At 61.5% G+C, this 14,827-nt stretch carries 14 protein-coding genes; 10 read left to right on the forward strand and 4 right to left on the reverse strand.

The features are described 5' to 3' along the window. Positions 1-26: 26 nt before the first annotated feature. The 9 genes from R2R70_RS06655 to fecE all read left to right on the forward strand — a co-directional run bounded on the left by R2R70_RS06655 (position 27) and on the right by fecE (position 6,924). Entirely contained in the window at positions 27-851 is an 825-nt protein-coding gene (locus tag R2R70_RS06655; RefSeq protein WP_043334239.1) for a metal ABC transporter permease, read from the forward strand. 95 nt (positions 852-946) lie between these two features. Then, a complete protein-coding gene (gene hisI, locus R2R70_RS06660) occupies positions 947-1,393 on the forward strand; it encodes a phosphoribosyl-AMP cyclohydrolase (RefSeq protein ID WP_043334240.1) in 447 nt (148 codons plus the stop codon). Then, positions 1,380-1,712 carry a membrane protein insertion efficiency factor YidD gene (gene yidD, locus R2R70_RS06665; protein WP_410977649.1) on the forward strand — a complete coding sequence of 111 codons (333 nt, stop codon included), beginning with the start codon at positions 1,380-1,382 and terminating at the stop codon, positions 1,710-1,712. Before hisI ends, yidD begins: the two co-directional genes overlap by 14 nt. Before the next feature lie 149 nt (positions 1,713-1,861). Next, a complete protein-coding gene (locus R2R70_RS06670; protein ID WP_052384668.1) occupies positions 1,862-2,263 on the forward strand; it encodes an MbcA/ParS/Xre antitoxin family protein in 402 nt (133 codons plus the stop codon). Continuing rightward, positions 2,260-3,000 carry an RES family NAD+ phosphorylase gene (locus R2R70_RS06675; RefSeq protein ID WP_205741723.1) on the forward strand — a complete coding sequence of 247 codons (741 nt, stop codon included), beginning with the start codon at positions 2,260-2,262 and terminating at the stop codon, positions 2,998-3,000. Before R2R70_RS06670 ends, R2R70_RS06675 begins: the two co-directional genes overlap by 4 nt. A gap of 206 nt (positions 3,001-3,206) precedes the next feature. Continuing rightward, positions 3,207-4,121, forward strand: a complete 915-nt coding sequence (locus R2R70_RS06680) for a Fe(3+) dicitrate ABC transporter substrate-binding protein (protein WP_410977650.1) — start codon at positions 3,207-3,209, stop codon at positions 4,119-4,121. Positions 4,122-4,198: 77 nt separating this feature from the next. Continuing rightward, the gene (locus tag R2R70_RS06685) at positions 4,199-5,149 is read left to right on the forward strand and encodes an iron chelate uptake ABC transporter family permease subunit (protein ID WP_054556727.1); all 951 of its coding nucleotides are present in this window, start codon (positions 4,199-4,201) and stop codon (positions 5,147-5,149) included. Then, positions 5,149-6,108: a FecCD family ABC transporter permease gene (locus tag R2R70_RS06690; protein WP_054556663.1), complete on the forward strand. Its 960-nt coding sequence runs from the start codon at positions 5,149-5,151 to the stop codon at positions 6,106-6,108. Before R2R70_RS06685 ends, R2R70_RS06690 begins: the two co-directional genes overlap by 1 nt. Beyond that, complete coding sequence (gene fecE, locus R2R70_RS06695; RefSeq protein WP_410977651.1) at positions 6,109-6,924, forward strand: Fe(3+) dicitrate ABC transporter ATP-binding protein FecE; 816 nt, start codon at positions 6,109-6,111, stop codon at positions 6,922-6,924. Between the two features lie 105 nt (positions 6,925-7,029). Here the strand turns inward: fecE and R2R70_RS06700 are convergent, their stop codons facing one another. Together R2R70_RS06700 and R2R70_RS06705 are read right to left on the reverse strand one after the other, a co-directional pair. Beyond that, the gene (locus R2R70_RS06700) at positions 7,030-7,461 is read right to left on the reverse strand and encodes a SufE family protein (RefSeq protein WP_054556665.1); all 432 of its coding nucleotides are present in this window, start codon (positions 7,459-7,461) and stop codon (positions 7,030-7,032) included. Between the two features lie 112 nt (positions 7,462-7,573). Beyond that, positions 7,574-8,836, reverse strand: a complete 1,263-nt coding sequence (locus R2R70_RS06705) for a tyrosine-type recombinase/integrase (RefSeq protein WP_410977652.1) — start codon at positions 8,834-8,836, stop codon at positions 7,574-7,576. Positions 8,837-9,309: 473 nt separating this feature from the next. On the opposite strand from R2R70_RS06705, the gene R2R70_RS06710 reads away from it, so the two are divergent. Then, positions 9,310-10,275, forward strand: coding sequence for a DNA-binding protein (locus R2R70_RS06710; RefSeq protein ID WP_303568017.1), 966 nt, complete (start codon positions 9,310-9,312; stop codon positions 10,273-10,275). Between the two features lie 189 nt (positions 10,276-10,464). Here the strand turns inward: R2R70_RS06710 and R2R70_RS06715 are convergent, their stop codons facing one another. Together R2R70_RS06715 and R2R70_RS06720 are read right to left on the reverse strand one after the other, a co-directional pair. Beyond that, positions 10,465-11,871 (reverse strand): PhoH family protein, encoded by a 1,407-nt coding sequence (locus tag R2R70_RS06715; protein ID WP_043334244.1) that lies wholly within the window; start codon positions 11,869-11,871, stop codon positions 10,465-10,467. Positions 11,872-12,210: 339 nt separating this feature from the next. Beyond that, positions 12,211-14,793: a TRAP transporter permease gene (locus R2R70_RS06720; RefSeq protein WP_153635767.1), complete on the reverse strand. Its 2,583-nt coding sequence runs from the start codon at positions 14,791-14,793 to the stop codon at positions 12,211-12,213. Positions 14,794-14,827: the final 34 nt, after the last annotated feature.

Below are 14,827 nucleotides of genomic sequence, written 5' to 3' on the forward strand. Positions count from 1 at the left end.
CGCTCTGCGCTCTAGGCTTACATTACATGAATTTCATCACCGCCCTGGGCAGCCAGGATTTTCTCCAGAACGCCCTCTTCGCCGGTCTGCTGGCCAGTCTTGCGGCCGGTCTGGTCGGCCCCTATGTCGTGGTACGCCGCATCGGCTATCTGGCCGGGGGGATCGCCCATACCGTGCTTGCCGGCATGGGGATCGCGTACTTCATGGGCGCAAGCCCGCTGGTCGGCGCCTTCATCAGCGCCATTCTCGCCGCCCTGCTGATCGGTTACATCAGTCTCAAGGGCTTTGATCAGGAAGACACCGTCATCGGTGCGCTGTGGGCCATCGGCATGGCTACCGGCATCCTGTTCATCAGTCAGACCCCGGGTTACAAGGTCGACCTGATGAGCTACCTGTTCGGCAACCTGCTGCTGGTGCCTGCGGATGCCATCGGTACCCTCGCCTGGATGGTGGGAGGCCTGGCACTGGTGTTGCTGCTGGTGCATCGCCCGCTGACTGCGGTGATCTTCGATGAAGAGTTCGCGCGTCTGCGGGGCGTGCCGGTCAAGACGCTCTACCTGCTGCTGCTGGTGATGGTGGCGATTACCGTCGTGCTGCTGTTGCAGGCCGTGGGCTTGATCATGGTGCTGGCCCTGCTGTCCTTGCCTGCCGCGCTTGCCGGCCATCATGCGCGCTCACTGGGCATGATGATCGTGATCGCGAGTCTGGCGGCCATGGCCTTCACCACCGGCGGCCTGGCGCTCTCCTGGCAGTTCGACCTGCCCGCCGGCGCGACCATCGTGCTGGTGGCCGGTGTCGCCTACCTGCTGTCGCTCATCTGGCGCAGCGCCCGTGGCGGACTGCGTCGCTGATTCGCGGCTTGTGATACTGATACTGCGTGAGCCCCTGCCAGCGTGACATCACGCTGGCAGGGGCTTCGATATGAACTCTGCAAGGAACCCCCTCAATGGCACAGGATGGACTGCTCAAGTCGCTGGAGAATGCCGATATCGGTGAGAAGGTCGCGCTGGAGGCGCTGATCGCCGCCTTGCCCTGGAATGGTGACGGCCTGATTCCCGCCATCGCGCAACAGCATGACAGCGGCGAGGTATTGATGATGGCGTGGATGAACGCCGAAGCCCTGCGCGAGACGCTCTCCACCGGTCGCGTGTGCTACTTCTCGCGCTCGCGCAGCAAGCTGTGGCGCAAGGGCGAAAGCTCGGGCCAACAGCAGAAGCTGGTCAGTACGCATCTGGACTGCGATGGCGACACCCTGCTGGTCAAGGTCGATCAGACAGGCCCTGCCTGCCATACCGGCCGCAAGAGCTGCTTCTACTGGCGCCTGGATGCTGAAGGTGCCGAGATTACCGATGCACCGATCATTGACCCGAACACCCTGTATGGCAACGCCTGAACGTCGCCACTCCCTCAAGCGCGGCGTGACGTCGTTCATGACGCGCCTGCTGACCGGCTTGCTGCGCGGCTATCAGTTGGTGCTCAGCCCGCTTCTGGGACCGCGCTGTCGCTTCTACCCTTCCTGCTCCAGTTACGGACTGGAGGCCATCAAGTTGCATGGGCCCCTCAAGGGGTGCTGGCTCACGGCGAGGCGTCTGTCACGCTGCCACCCGCTGGGCGGGCCGGGTGGCGTGGACCCCGTGCCACCGCGCAAGGGGCACGCCTCGTCTGCCAGTTGCTGTGATGCGCATGATGAGGACGACGCCCCCAGGCCTTGAGGGCGTATACCTTGCGAGTGACTAGGTCGTGTGCTCTGTGAACGGCTAAGCCTTGCGGATGGCTTTGCGCATGTGAAGTGTTTGTGTGTTATCATTCACATGTGTATGGCGTCAGTTGTGACGCCATCGTCAGTCAGCAGGAGAATGTCATGTCCACCGCAGCCGCCCTCGATCGTGTGTCCCCGACCAGCCCCAGTGCGGGCCGCGTTGCCCTCAAGTCCTTCTTCAACATCATGGAGAAGTGGCAGTGCAGCGCGGCGGATCAGCGCGTGCTGTTGGGGGGCATCGGTACCACTACCTATCACAAGTATCGCAAGTTGCCGGAAGTGCGCCTGCCCAACGACACCCTGGAGCGTATCTCCTACGTGATGGGGATTCACAAGGCCCTGCGCATCCTGTTCAGCAATACGCCCGAGATGGCCCATGAATGGGTGCGTCGCCCCAATCGTGCGGCGCCCTTCAATGGCCAGAGTGCGCTGGACTACATGCTGGCCGGACAGGTGGTTTCGCTGGCCGACACTCGCCGTTATCTCGACGGAGTGCGTGGATGAGCGAATGGACGAGCGAAGGCAAGCATGCCGATGACTCCGCCCTGCCCGCGCTGACGCTGCCGGACTGGCAGAACGCCTGGCGCGTGATCTCCAGTGCCTTCCCGCCCATTTCGGTATTCGAGGACATTCTCGAGCCTGATGAGCTGGAGATGGCGTTTGCCATCGAGGCGCTGACCAATGACCGCCTGCGTGAAGAAGCCGGCGAGCTGAGTCGCGTCGCGCCGCAAGATCGCATCAGCGGGCCGGGTTCCACGCCGGTGATGGCGGCCTTCACGCACATAGGGCGTGCCTCGCGCTTTACTGATGGCAGTTTCGGGGTCTATTACTGCGCGAGTACGCTGGATACCGCGATCAGCGAGACCCGCTTCCACATGGCACGCTTTCTGGCCGATACCGCGCAGCCCAGTCAGGAAATGACCATGCGCAGTTACGTCAATCGCGTGACGCAGCCACTGCATGACATTCGCGAGGGCCATGACGCCCTCTGTCAGCCAGACATGGCCAGCTACCCAGCCGGCCAAGCCTTTGCCGCCAGGTTGCGAGAAGCTGGCAGCTTCGGTTTGCTCTACCCCAGCGTGCGCCACGCTCAGGTGGATGCAAGCGCCGAGTGCGCGGCTATCCTGCGTCCGCCGGCGGTCAGTATTCCCATTCAGGGGCCGCATCTGCGGTATGTCTGGGATGGTCAGCATCAGGCCATGACGCATGTTCTGGAGGTGAAGGAACATCGGAAAGGGTGAGCCCGGTGCCAGTTTATCTCCTGAGAATTCGCGTTATCACGCGCCAATGGCATCCTGCGCCTCGAGGCGATGATTCCTGAGTGGGCACCTTGTGGCTGAAACGTTGTCAGACGCATTTGCGTCACGATTCATGCAGCAAGGCCCCGCGACACCAGCTTGCCAAGTTGATGCATGCACCGACCAATGATTCAAAGCCGGAGCCATACATGAAGTTTCGTTCCCTACTATTCGCCGTTGTCACGGCTGTCGTCGCCTGGGTGCCTGTCGCCCAGGCTGGGGCCATCACGATCAACGACGGTAGCCACGACGTCACCATTCCCGAGACTCCTGAGCGCGTGGTCGTGCTGGAATTCTCCTTCGCGGACTCCCTCGCCTCCATCGGTGTTCCCGCCGTAGGCGTCGCGGACGACAATGACCCGAAGCGGTTGCCAGCGGAAGTGCGCAATGTGCTGGGGGACTTCGCTTCCGTGGGTAAGCGTGCCCAGCCAAGTATCGAGGCTATTGCAGCGCTCAAGCCGGATTTGATCATCGCGGATGTCAATCGTCACACCAAGATGTATGACCAGCTGGCAGCTATCGCACCGACCTTGCTACTGCCATCGCGTGGTGAGGATTATGCCGAAAGCCTGGAATCGGCCCGCATCGTGGCCAAATCGGTCGGCAAGCGCGATGCCATGCAGGCGCGCCTTGAAAAGCATGCCGACATCATGGCCAGCTATGCCGAGAAGGTTCCCGATGGCGCCAGTGCCGTGTTTGCGGTAGCGCGCGAAGACAGCCTGTCTCTGCACGGCCCGGACTCCTATGACGGCTCTGTCCTCGAGGCTCTAGGCCTGGAGGTGCCGGATGCGGGGCCTGATTCCCAGAACTTCGTCGGGCTGGAGCAGTTCCTGTCCGTCAATCCGCAATACTTCATGGTGGGCGATTATCGTCATCCCTCCATTGTGGACAAATGGCAGAAAGAGCCACTCTGGCAAATGCTGACGGCCGTCAAACAGCAGCATGTCTATCATGTTGCCCCCAATGCCTGGGCCCGAAATCGCGGCATCATGGCCGCTGAGAAGATCGCTGCCGATGTTGCTGCGATGTTTGATGACCGTTATCAGGATGTCCAAAGCCGATAATGTCGCCCATATCACGTACCTCGAGCAGCCCCGCGCCTCGCGGGGTGTCTTCAGCCCTCTATGCCTTGCTGTCACTGATGGCACTGCTTGTGTTGAGCTGGTGGTCCTTATGGGCCTTCTCGACCTTTACTCTGACACCAGCCAACATCTGGCACTTTCTCCTGCAACGCCAAACCGGGGGCATGACCTCACAGATCATCGGTCAGATCCGTCTGCCGCGAACCCTGGCAACAATCCTGATCGGCGCTCTGCTGGGCATGGCAGGACTCTTGATGCAGGGCATCTCACGCAACAATCTCGCCTCTCCCAGCATGTTGGGCGTAACAGGTGGCGCAAGCCTTGGGCTGGCATTGGTCTCCAGCGGCGTGCTGCCCTTCTCTCTCCCGCTTGGTAATGCGCTGATTTCCGTGATTGGTGGCGGCGCTGCCTGGTTGATCGTCTTCATGCTGGGCGCTGCATGGTCGGCACAGGCCTCACGTGCGCGATTGGTGCTGGCAGGCATCACCGTGGCAGCACTTTGCGCCAGCATGACGAGACTCGTGGTACTGCTGGCGGAAGAGCGTGCCATGGGCGTATTGAACTGGCTGGCCGGCTCGATGGTAGGAGTGCGATGGCCAGAAGTATGGCTGCTGTGCGTCGTGTTCGTGCCAGCCTTCCTGCTGTGCATCGTGCTGGCCAAGCCGCTCAATTTGTTGAACCTCGGGGATGAGAATGCCCAATCACTGGGCGTGTCCCTGACGCGCCTGCGCGTTCTTGCCTTCACCGCTGGCACGATCATGGTAGGCGTCACGGTAGCCGTGGTTGGACCTATCGGCTTCATCGGCTTGATGGCACCCAATATCGCGCGACGCCTGATTGGTGTGGACTATCGCCCGCTGGTGCTGGGCAGCTCGCTGTGTGGTGCCATCCTTCTGCTCGTCTCCGATATCATTGGTCGCTGGGTCGCGTTCCCTTCCGAGACACCTGCAGGCGCGATTACCGCCTTGATCGGCGCACCTTTCTTCCTCCTGATGGCGAGGAAGCTGTGATGACTGCCACATGGAAACTGAGCCTCCTGTCTGTCACATCGGCGATGATGCTGCTGCTGGCACTGATGCTGGGAGAGCATACCGTCAGCCTGCCCGACATCACGCGAATGCTGCTGCAGCACGATGCGCAGGATTTCGTGGTCTGGAACCACCGTTTGCCGAGAAGCCTGATCGCACTGCTGACTGGCGCGGCGATGGGAGTTTCCGGCGCACTGGTTCAAGGCATCATCCGCAACCCATTGGCATCACCGGATATCTTGGGCGTGACGCAAGGTGCTGGCTTGGCACTCAGCATTGCCCTGCTCATCTTTCCTACCACACCTCCCGAGCTTCTCCCGCTGGTGGCAGGCATTGGCGGCTTCTGCGGCGCCGCACTGTTGATGTCCTACCATATCGATGATTTCGAGCCGGTCCGCTTTGCGTTGACTGGCATCGCGATCTCGGTAACGTTCTCCGGGATCACCGAGTTCCTGTTACTGACCCACCCTACCGAGGTCAACACCGCTCTGCTGTCACTCACGGGCAGCCTCTGGGCACGTGGCTGGGAGCAGATCTGGCCTGCGGCGTCTCTGGTGCCGATGCTGATCGCCTCGTTGCTGCTAGCCAAGCCTCTGGATCTGACGGCACTAGGTGATCAGTCCGCCGCCGCACTGGGCGTGCGGATGAGCTGTCTTCGCTGGTGTGCTCTAGGGCTTGCGGTGATGATGGTCTCGGTCTCGGTATCCATCGTCGGGCCGATCACTTTCGTGGGGTTGGTCTCGCCACATATCGCACGCAGGATCGTGGGTGGCAGACACCTTCAGGTACTGCCTGCCGCGGCGATCATTGGTGCGATGATTCTGCTGCTGTCGGACACCGTGGGGCGAGCACTGATGCCACCTTCAGAAATCCCCGCTGGAGTACTTACCGCCATCGTCGGTGCGCCGTACTTCCTGTGGTTGCTTTACAAGGTCAAATAGATGACAAGCGCGACGATTCTCGAGATCAACGACCTCAAGCTGGGCTATGGCAATAGCGTTATCATCGATGGACTGGATGTCGAGATCCCCAAGGGAAAGTTCACTGCACTGGTTGGCCCGAATGGCTGCGGCAAGTCCACACTGCTCAAGAGTCTCGCCCGGACTCTGTCACCGACTCGCGGCACCATCACATTGAAGGGCAAGTCGATTCACAAGACATCGGCCAAGGCATTGGCGCGCGAGATCGCCTTCCTGCCGCAGGTGCTGACCATTCCAGAGGGGATCAGCGTACGCGAGCTGGTGGGGTATGGACGAAGCCCTTACAACGACCTCTGGGGCCGACTGAAAGCCAGCGACCGCAGGATCGTCGATGAGGCAATCGAACGCGTTCAGATAGGCGAGCTGGCCGATCGATGGCTGCACGATCTGTCCGGTGGCCAACGACAGCGCGCATGGCTGGCAATGGTGCTCGCACAGCGTGCGCCCCTGGTACTGCTGGATGAGCCGACAACTTATCTGGACATCAATCACCAGGTGGAGTTGATGGACATGATCCGTGACATGGTCGCGCAGGGACAGACGGTCATCGCCGTGCTGCATGACTTGAACCAGGCCTTTCGTCATGCCGATCACATCATCATGCTCAAGGAGGGGCGTTTGGCGATCAGCGCCTCTCCCGAAGAAGCCGCGACGTCAGAGTTGATGCAGCAGGTCTTCTCGGTGGAAGCGGAGATTCATCCCGACCCGCTGGCAGGTTCGCCAATGGTCATCGTTCGACAATCGCCCTGTGAACGGCAGCCGTCCCCCGCAGCCTGACACCTCGAGACTCTGATGACACAACGCCCGCGCTGCCACACAGATTTCCAGTGGCAGCGCGGGCGTTGTGTCTCTATCTTTCAGCTCAGCGCTCAGTGGGCAAAATTACGCGTTGGCATGCAGCTCGGCCACACCGTAGATGCGCTTGAGCATCGCATGCAGGCCGTTGGAACGTGTCGGCGAGAGGTGCTTGTCGAGGCCGAGCTCATTGAGGAAGGTCGGCTGGGTGGCGACGATTTCCTGCGGCGTCCGGTCGTTGTAGATGCGCAGTACCACGGCGATCAGGCCTGCCACGATGGCGGCGTCCGAGGTCGCCTGGAAATGCAGGCGCTGCTCGCTGCCTTCGCCACGCACTTCAGGATGAATCCAGACGTTGGACTGGCAGCCGTCGATCTTGGTCTCAGGACCTTTCAGTGCTTCCGGGTATTCCGGTAGCGCCTTGCCCATGTCGATGATGTACTGATAGCGGTCCATCCAGTTGTCGAAGAAGCTGAATTCCTCGACCAGTTCCGCCTGCGCTTGTTGCGCGTCGCTCATGCTGACTCCCGGTGATGTCACTGCAAAGTGTCTGAAGATACGCTGTCGCCATAATAACGCCTGACCTCGCCGGACGCACGGCGCCTTCGGGCCTGAGCGTGTGTGACAACGCTCATGGGTCGTGCTCTGGCGCCTCAGGCGGATGGCCTGGCGTCGCCAGCGAATGTCTGGCCATCTGCTGCTGCCACTCGCTGTCCTCGGCGTGCAGGTAGCGAGATGTTGTATCCAGTCGCGAGTGTCTGGCGGAGCGCGACAGAAAGCGCAGCTCTACCCCGGCCTGTGCCTGATGGGTGATCGCGGTGTGGCGCAGCCAGTGAGGGCTTGCCTGATCGAGGGTGCGTGCCATCAGCTCGCTGGCATCGCCGGGGCTCTGGATTCGCTGGCGCATGTCGTTGGCGGCCTGGGCAAAAGCCTGCTTGATCAAGCGGTAGAGCTGGTTGTCGCCGAGCGGTGTCGTGCCATCCAGACGTGCCAGCAACGGCAGCGACTCATCGGTGGGCAGTGCCTGCGGCAGATCACTGAGCCCGCGCAGGCGTCGCCAGCGAACCAACGCCTCGAGCATCGGCGGCGGCAACGGAATCTCGGCTAGCTTGGCGCCCTTGCCTATCACCCGCCACCACCACTGACCTTCCCGCTTGACGATATCGCCCATCCTCGCGGCGGCCATTTCCGCGATGCGGGGCGCCATCAGATAGGCGAATGCGAACAGAAAGCGCTGGCGCTCGGCCATGAAGCGCTCGCGGGACACTCCGTCCTCAGGTGAAGCGCCGACCGGTGTCAGCTCCTCGCAATGCGCTTCGATACACCCCCACAGCCAGTCCCACAAGGGGCGCTCGAGATAGCGTTCGATGCGCAGCGTGCGGTTGTCCATCCGGCGCTTGTCGCGCATCAGGCGGAACGGGTTGCGTGACAGGTAGCCAGCCTCGATCAGCCAGGCATACATGCCCTGTAGAATCACCAGGCTCTGGCGGCGGCTGGCGGGGGCCAGCGGGCCACGAAAGGGACGCCACTGCGGATGCTTGCGAGCGCGTACGCTGCCGACCCAGACCTCTGCAGGCTGCGGGTCGGCCAGAAACGCCTCGAAGTGTTCGAGGCGTTCGCGATCCAGACTGGCTAGGGCTGATTCTCTGCCCTGCTCTCCCTCGGCCTTGAGCCATAGCAGCAGGCGCTCCGCCTCCTTGCGATAGGCACGAAGCGTCTGAGCGCTGTGGCGATATTCGTTGAGCCAAGAGGCCACGGCCTCGACATTCGTGCGGGCGCGAATCAGTGAGCGATCATCAGTGGTCGTCAGCTGGGCATGCTGCTGCGCTCTGGATAGCTCGCCCTCCAGATGCCCGACCAGCGCGGTGATGCCGTCGTGCGTGCTTTCTTCCACCGGTAACTCCCGTAGCTGCGTCTTGGCTGTATATCGCCCGCCTGGCGCCTCATATCAGGCGTGCGCCGGTCTGGGGCGCCTCGCGGTCCTTCCTTTTCCTGTCTTGTTCAAGCTTGCCCTGCCCTCGGGGCTAATTGTGACGTTACATCCATGATAATTCAAGATAAGGCGCGTAATCATGAATTTATCAGCCCTCCTGTATCGTAAATTACGTATTACGTAATATGTAATTATCTTTATCTTGTCAAAAAACATCGCTAAGATGGGCACCAGGCTGGGGGTGGACTGATGGCAGAAGAAGGCGAGCGGCATCCAAGGTATTGCTCTCGTCAGATGGTGTGGTCCATCCGCTGCCTTTACGTGTACGAGAGCGCGTGCTGGAGAGTGGTAGTTGGCCGCGCTTCGTGGCGTAATGGCGGTCAAGCAGCAACGACTGACGACGTATCAATGACAGACTACGGACGGAGATTCCCATGGCGCGCACTGGCGTCCAGTACGAGGATGTACAACGAGCCATCGAGTCACTGATGGCACGGGGCGAGGCCCCGAGCGTGCAGAAGATTCGCGAAGTGCTGGGGACCGGCAGCTTCACCACCATCAGCGATCACCTGCGTGACTGGCGCCATCGGCGCGCCGAGAAGCGTGATGAGCCGCTGAGCCAGGCCATGCCTGACAGTCTCACCGAGACCCTGGCCACGGTCTGGAAGGAGGCGCAGTCACTGGCCAATGAAAGCCTGGTGCACTATCGCCAGGAAGCGGACAAGCAGACCGTCGAGGCGCGTGAAGCCGAAGCGCAGGCACAGCGCCGCGCGGAAGATGCCGAACAGCGCCTCAGTGCCCTGTCCGAGCAATTGGCCCAGGTGCAGGCGCGCCTTGAAGAGCGTGTGCAGGCCCTGGCGACGTTGACCAATGAGCAGGAACATTGGCAGCAGCTGCAGGACAAGCTCGAAAAGCGCCTGACCCTGGCCCAGGAAGACATCGCGGCCATGGAGCGCACGCGCGAAGTGGACCACGAGCGCCATCAGCAGACGATCCAGGCGCAGGAAAGCGAGTGGAAGGAGCGCCTCGCACAGGAAGAGGCGCGCCATGAGGCCAGTGAAACGCGCCTGATGAAGATGCTGGATGATGCGCGCCTCGAGAAGAGCGAGCTCGACAAGCAGCATCGACGTCGTCAGGAGCAGCTCGAGAAGCGCGTCGAGCGTCTCGATGCCCAGGCAGCCGAGCAACGCAAGCAGCTGCAGGAAGAAGAGCGTCGCCGCTTTGAGGAGAGCTCGGCTCGCCAGCAGCGCGAGACGGAGCTCAAGGACATGCGCGCGCAGCTGGAGCACTCCTCGGCGGAATACTCACGCCTGGAGGCCCAGCTGGGGCAGCTGACGCATGAGAACAAGCTGCTCAAGGAACGCCTGGCCTTTGCGCCCTTGCCGCCCTTCGTATGCTGAAAGCCTTGCCGAGTGATCGCCACGCACTTGCGGCGTGATGATCTCCATGACTGACGTGATGCAATGCACACGAAAACGCCGCCCTGATGGGCGGCGTTTTTTGTCAGTGCTGTTGAGATATCAAAACCGTCAGTGTCGTGATGGCGACGCCATCGGGTGAACCAGGTTGTCAAAAGTGTGGCGAACATCTCACAGCAGCTCTTCCGCGACCAGCGCCAGACGTGAGCGCTCGACACACTTGAGTGTCACGTGACTGGCATGCGGCCACGAGCTGAAGCGCTGCACTGCCACCGCCAGGCCGCAGGTGTTGGCGGTCAGATAGGGAGTGTCTATCTGGCCCACATTGCCCAGCAGTACCACCTTGGTGTTGGCGCCCGCCCGTGTCAGCAGGCCCTTGAGCTGCTTGGGCGTCAGGTTCTGGGCTTCATCGATGATCAGGAAGGTATCGCTCAGCGTGCGGCCACGCATGAAGGATGGTGAACGAATCTGGACACGATTGCCGATCCAGGCGCGCGTGGCCTCCTCGTTCCAGGCGCTGGTGCCTTCTCCCTCCTTGCGCAGCAGGTTGTCCATGTTGTCATGGAAGGCTCCCATCCACGGCGACATCTTCTCTTCTTCGGTGCCGGGCAGAAAGCCGATCTCTTCGCCCATCGCGATCGGCGCGCGGGTGAAGATGATGCGCTCGAAACGCTTCTTCTCCAGTGTCTGCTCGAACGCGGCAGCCAGCGTCATGTAAGTCTTGCCGGTGCCTGCACTGCCCGCGATCGACACCATGTCGACGCTGTCGTCCATCAGCAGGTTGAGGGCGAAGTTCTGGCGACTGTCATGGGCATTCACCCCCCAGGCGCTGCGCTCGTTGCGATAGTTCTGCAGCACTTCCAGGCGTGCATAGTCGTGCTCCAGCTCGCGCACGATGGCCTCGAAGCTGGCGCCATCATCCCCATCACAATCCGCGATCAGCATGCCCGGGTACCAGTCCTTGGGCATCTGGCCTGACAGCTCATAGAAGGTGCGATGGTGCTCGCGCGTGACGGTGACATCGACCTGCATGTCGTCCCAGACGCCCTGGCCGTCGTGGCCGGCCTCATGAAAGAGCTTGACGCCCTCGATCATGGCGTCGCTGTCGGTGAAGGCGCGATCCGTTAGATAGTCTTCCACCGCCATGCCCAGGGCGGCGGCCTTGATGCGTAGGTTGATGTCCTTGGTCACCAGGATGACCGAGGCGTCCTGACAGCGTGCAGACAGGCTGCGAGTCTCGGCGAGAATGCGATTGTCGGCACAGGCGTCGCTCTGATCGACATGGCCGGAGAGGAAGTGAAGGTTGCCCGCGCCATTCATGGAAGGCGGGAGCGGAATTCCACGCAGGATTTCCTGAGGTGTGACATCCGCGGTGAGATCGGACAGCGTACGGCTGATCTGGCGGGCGGTATGGGCAATCTCCTTGTTGCCATTCTTGTGCTTGTCCAGCTCCTCCAGCACCGTCATCGGGATGACGACATCATGCTCGTCAAACTGGAACAGGGCTGAGGGGTCGTGAATCAGCACGTTGGTATCGAGGACGTACAGACGACGGGACTGCTTCTCGACTCTTACCATTGGCGACATGCCTTCCGTTGGAGTGTGCCCCTTGAAGCTAGCATGATGAATATGTCGATCGTGTTGCAAAAACGCGTTCATATTTCACGCTAGCCTTGCAGACAGGTCACGCAAGGCAGGCGCATACTGTTGCTCCCTCATGAAATGCCCTCTTGCCTGGTGCCTGACAGCAGCATGCTGAGCAGCGCCACCTGGCAGCAGAGAGAGCCAGCCGCGCCGCAGGCATGAAAAAGCCGCCCACCGAGCATCTCGGGGGCGGCTTTTGTTTATTCCCTTACGGCTTCCGCCGTGAGGGTTGGTGCTCAAACGCTACCTTGTCGAGCGGATAGCGCGTCGGCGTCAGGCAACGGCGGGTTGCTGACGACGTCGACGTACCTGCAGGAAGCCGATCAGCCACAGCAATGCCAGTGCCGGCAGCATGGCGATTTCCTTCGGCGGACGCTCAGCCGTCTGCTGGATGCCATCGATGGTGTAGTCGAAATCGATGCCGGCCTGCTGTGCCACGCTGCCGTACTCGATCATGCTGACCAGCACCTGCTCGTCGCTGATATCCAGCGTCAGGCCGACATCGGTCAGACGGGCTTCGCCACTCTCGGCGTCAGAGACCGGCAGCAACACGGTCTTGGAGACCTCGTCGCCATCCAGGTTGATGCCCGAGACGTGAATCGGCAGCTTGCTGTCCACCGGCGCTTCGGCGATCAGCGTCTCGATCTGCTGCGGCGCGGCCATGGTGGTGGGCGGATAGATCATGTCCCACCAGTAGCCCGGACGGAACAGCGTGAAGGTGATCAGCAGCAGACCGATGGTCTCGTACCAGCGCGTGCGCGTCAGCCAGTAGCCTTGCGTCGCCGCCGCGAAGACCAGCATCGCCGCGACGGCCGAGGCCACCGTGATCGCCAGGTGCCAGTAGCTGTCGATGTTCATCAGCAACAGGTTGGTATTGAAGATGAACATGAACGGCAGGATCGCGGTGCGGATATCGTAGGTGAAACCCTGGATACCGGTCTTGATCGGGTCTGCCTTGGCGATCGCGGCCGCCGCGAAGGCGGCTAGCCCCACCGGTGGCGTGTCATCGGCCAATATCCCGAAGTAGAACACGAACAGGTGCACGGCGATCAGCGGCACGATCAGGCCGTTTTCCGCGCCCAGATTGACGATGACCGGCGCCATCAGCGTCGAGACGACGATGTAGTTGGCAGTCGTCGGCAGGCCCATGCCCAGAATCAGGCTGATCACGGCGGTGAAGATCAGGATCAGCATCAGGTTGCCGGCCGAGATGAACTCGACGAAGGCGGTCATCTTGAGACCCAGCCCGGTCAGGGTCACGGTGCCAACGACGATACCTGCCGCCGCGGTCGCCACGCCGATGCCGATCATGTTCTTGGCACCGATCACCAGGCCATGGAAGAGGTCTTCGCCACCGCGTTGTGCGGCGCCGCCGACATTGCCTTCCTTGCGGAAGATGGCCACCAGCGGACGCTGGGTCACGGTGATGAAGATCATGAACAGCACGGCCCAGAAGGCCGACAGCCCCGGTGACATGCGTTCGACGGTCAGGCACCACACCAGTACCACGACCGGCAACAGGAAGTAGAGACCGACCTTGACGGTCGGGCCGACCGGCGGCAGTTCATCGATGTCGCCTTCCCCAAGTTCCGGGAAGCGTGCTGAATAGGCGATCAGTGCCACATAGGAGGCCAGCAGCAGCGGCAGCACGATCCAGACCGCGCCATCCCCCGCCAGGGTCTTGATCCAGCCGATGCCGTAGTAGACGACCAGCGTGAGTATTCCCATGCCGATGAAGACGGTCAGGAAAGTCAGCAAGGTCGCGATCATGCTGGTCTTCTGGGTGCGCTTGAGGCCTTCCATGCCGGCCTTGCACGCCTCCAGGTGCACGATGTAGATCAGGGCAATGTAGGAGATCAATGCCGGCAGCAAGGCATGCTTGATGACGTCAAGGTAAGGAATGCCGACGTATTCGACCATCAGGAAGGCCGCGGCGCCCATGATCGGCGGCGTCAGCTGGCCATTGGTGGACGCGGCCACTTCCACGGCGCCCGCCTTGGTGGCCGGGAAGCCGACCTTCTTCATCAGCGGGATGGTGAAGGTGCCGGTGGTGACGACGTTGGCGATGGAGGAGCCGGAGATGATGCCGGACAGGCCAGAGGCGACGACGGCGGCCTTGGCCGGTCCGCCCCGCATGTGGCCGAGCATGGAGAAGGCCATGCGGATGAAGTAGTTGCCGGCGCCAGCACGTTCCAGCAAGGCACCGAACAGCACGAACAGGAACACGAAGTCGGTGGAAACGCCGAGCGCGACCCCGAACACCCCTTCCGTGGTCAGCCACTGGTGGCCGAGCAGCTTGTTGAGGCTGGCCCCGGCATGCGCGATGACATCGGGCATGTAGGCGCCGAACAGGCTGTAGAGAAGAAAGACGCTGGCGACGACCGCAAGGGGCGGCCCGAGTGCGCGCCGTGTGGCTTCCAGCAGCAGGACCAGGCCGATTCCCGAGAACACCAGGTCCACGGTGGTATAGGCGCCAGCGCGACGTGCCAGTTCATCACTGAAGATCAGCACATAGGCGACACCCGCCACGGCGAAGATCGCCAGGGCCCAGTCATAGAGGGGAATGCGATTGGCGGGAGCCCCCTTGTAGGCCGGGTACGCCACGAAGGCCAGCGAGATGGCAAAACAGAGATGCACGGCGCGCGCGGTGTCGGAATTTAGCAGTGACAACGGCGAGGCGTGGTAAAGCTGGAACAACGACCATGCCAGTGGAATCAGCCACATGAAGTGGCGGCCCACGAAGCCTACGGGATGACGGCCGCCGGTTTCCGACTCCAGCATCTCGAGGACTTCAGCATCATGATGCGTCTCGGCGTCTGGCGCCTGAGACGTTGCTGCAGTTTGGGTTTTGGTCATTTTTTGTGATCCGGTACGCGAGTCAGGCGATGGC

The organism is Cobetia sp. SIMBA_158 (assembly GCF_046566945.1).
Classification (GTDB): Bacteria; Pseudomonadota; Gammaproteobacteria; order Pseudomonadales; family Halomonadaceae; genus Cobetia; species Cobetia amphilecti.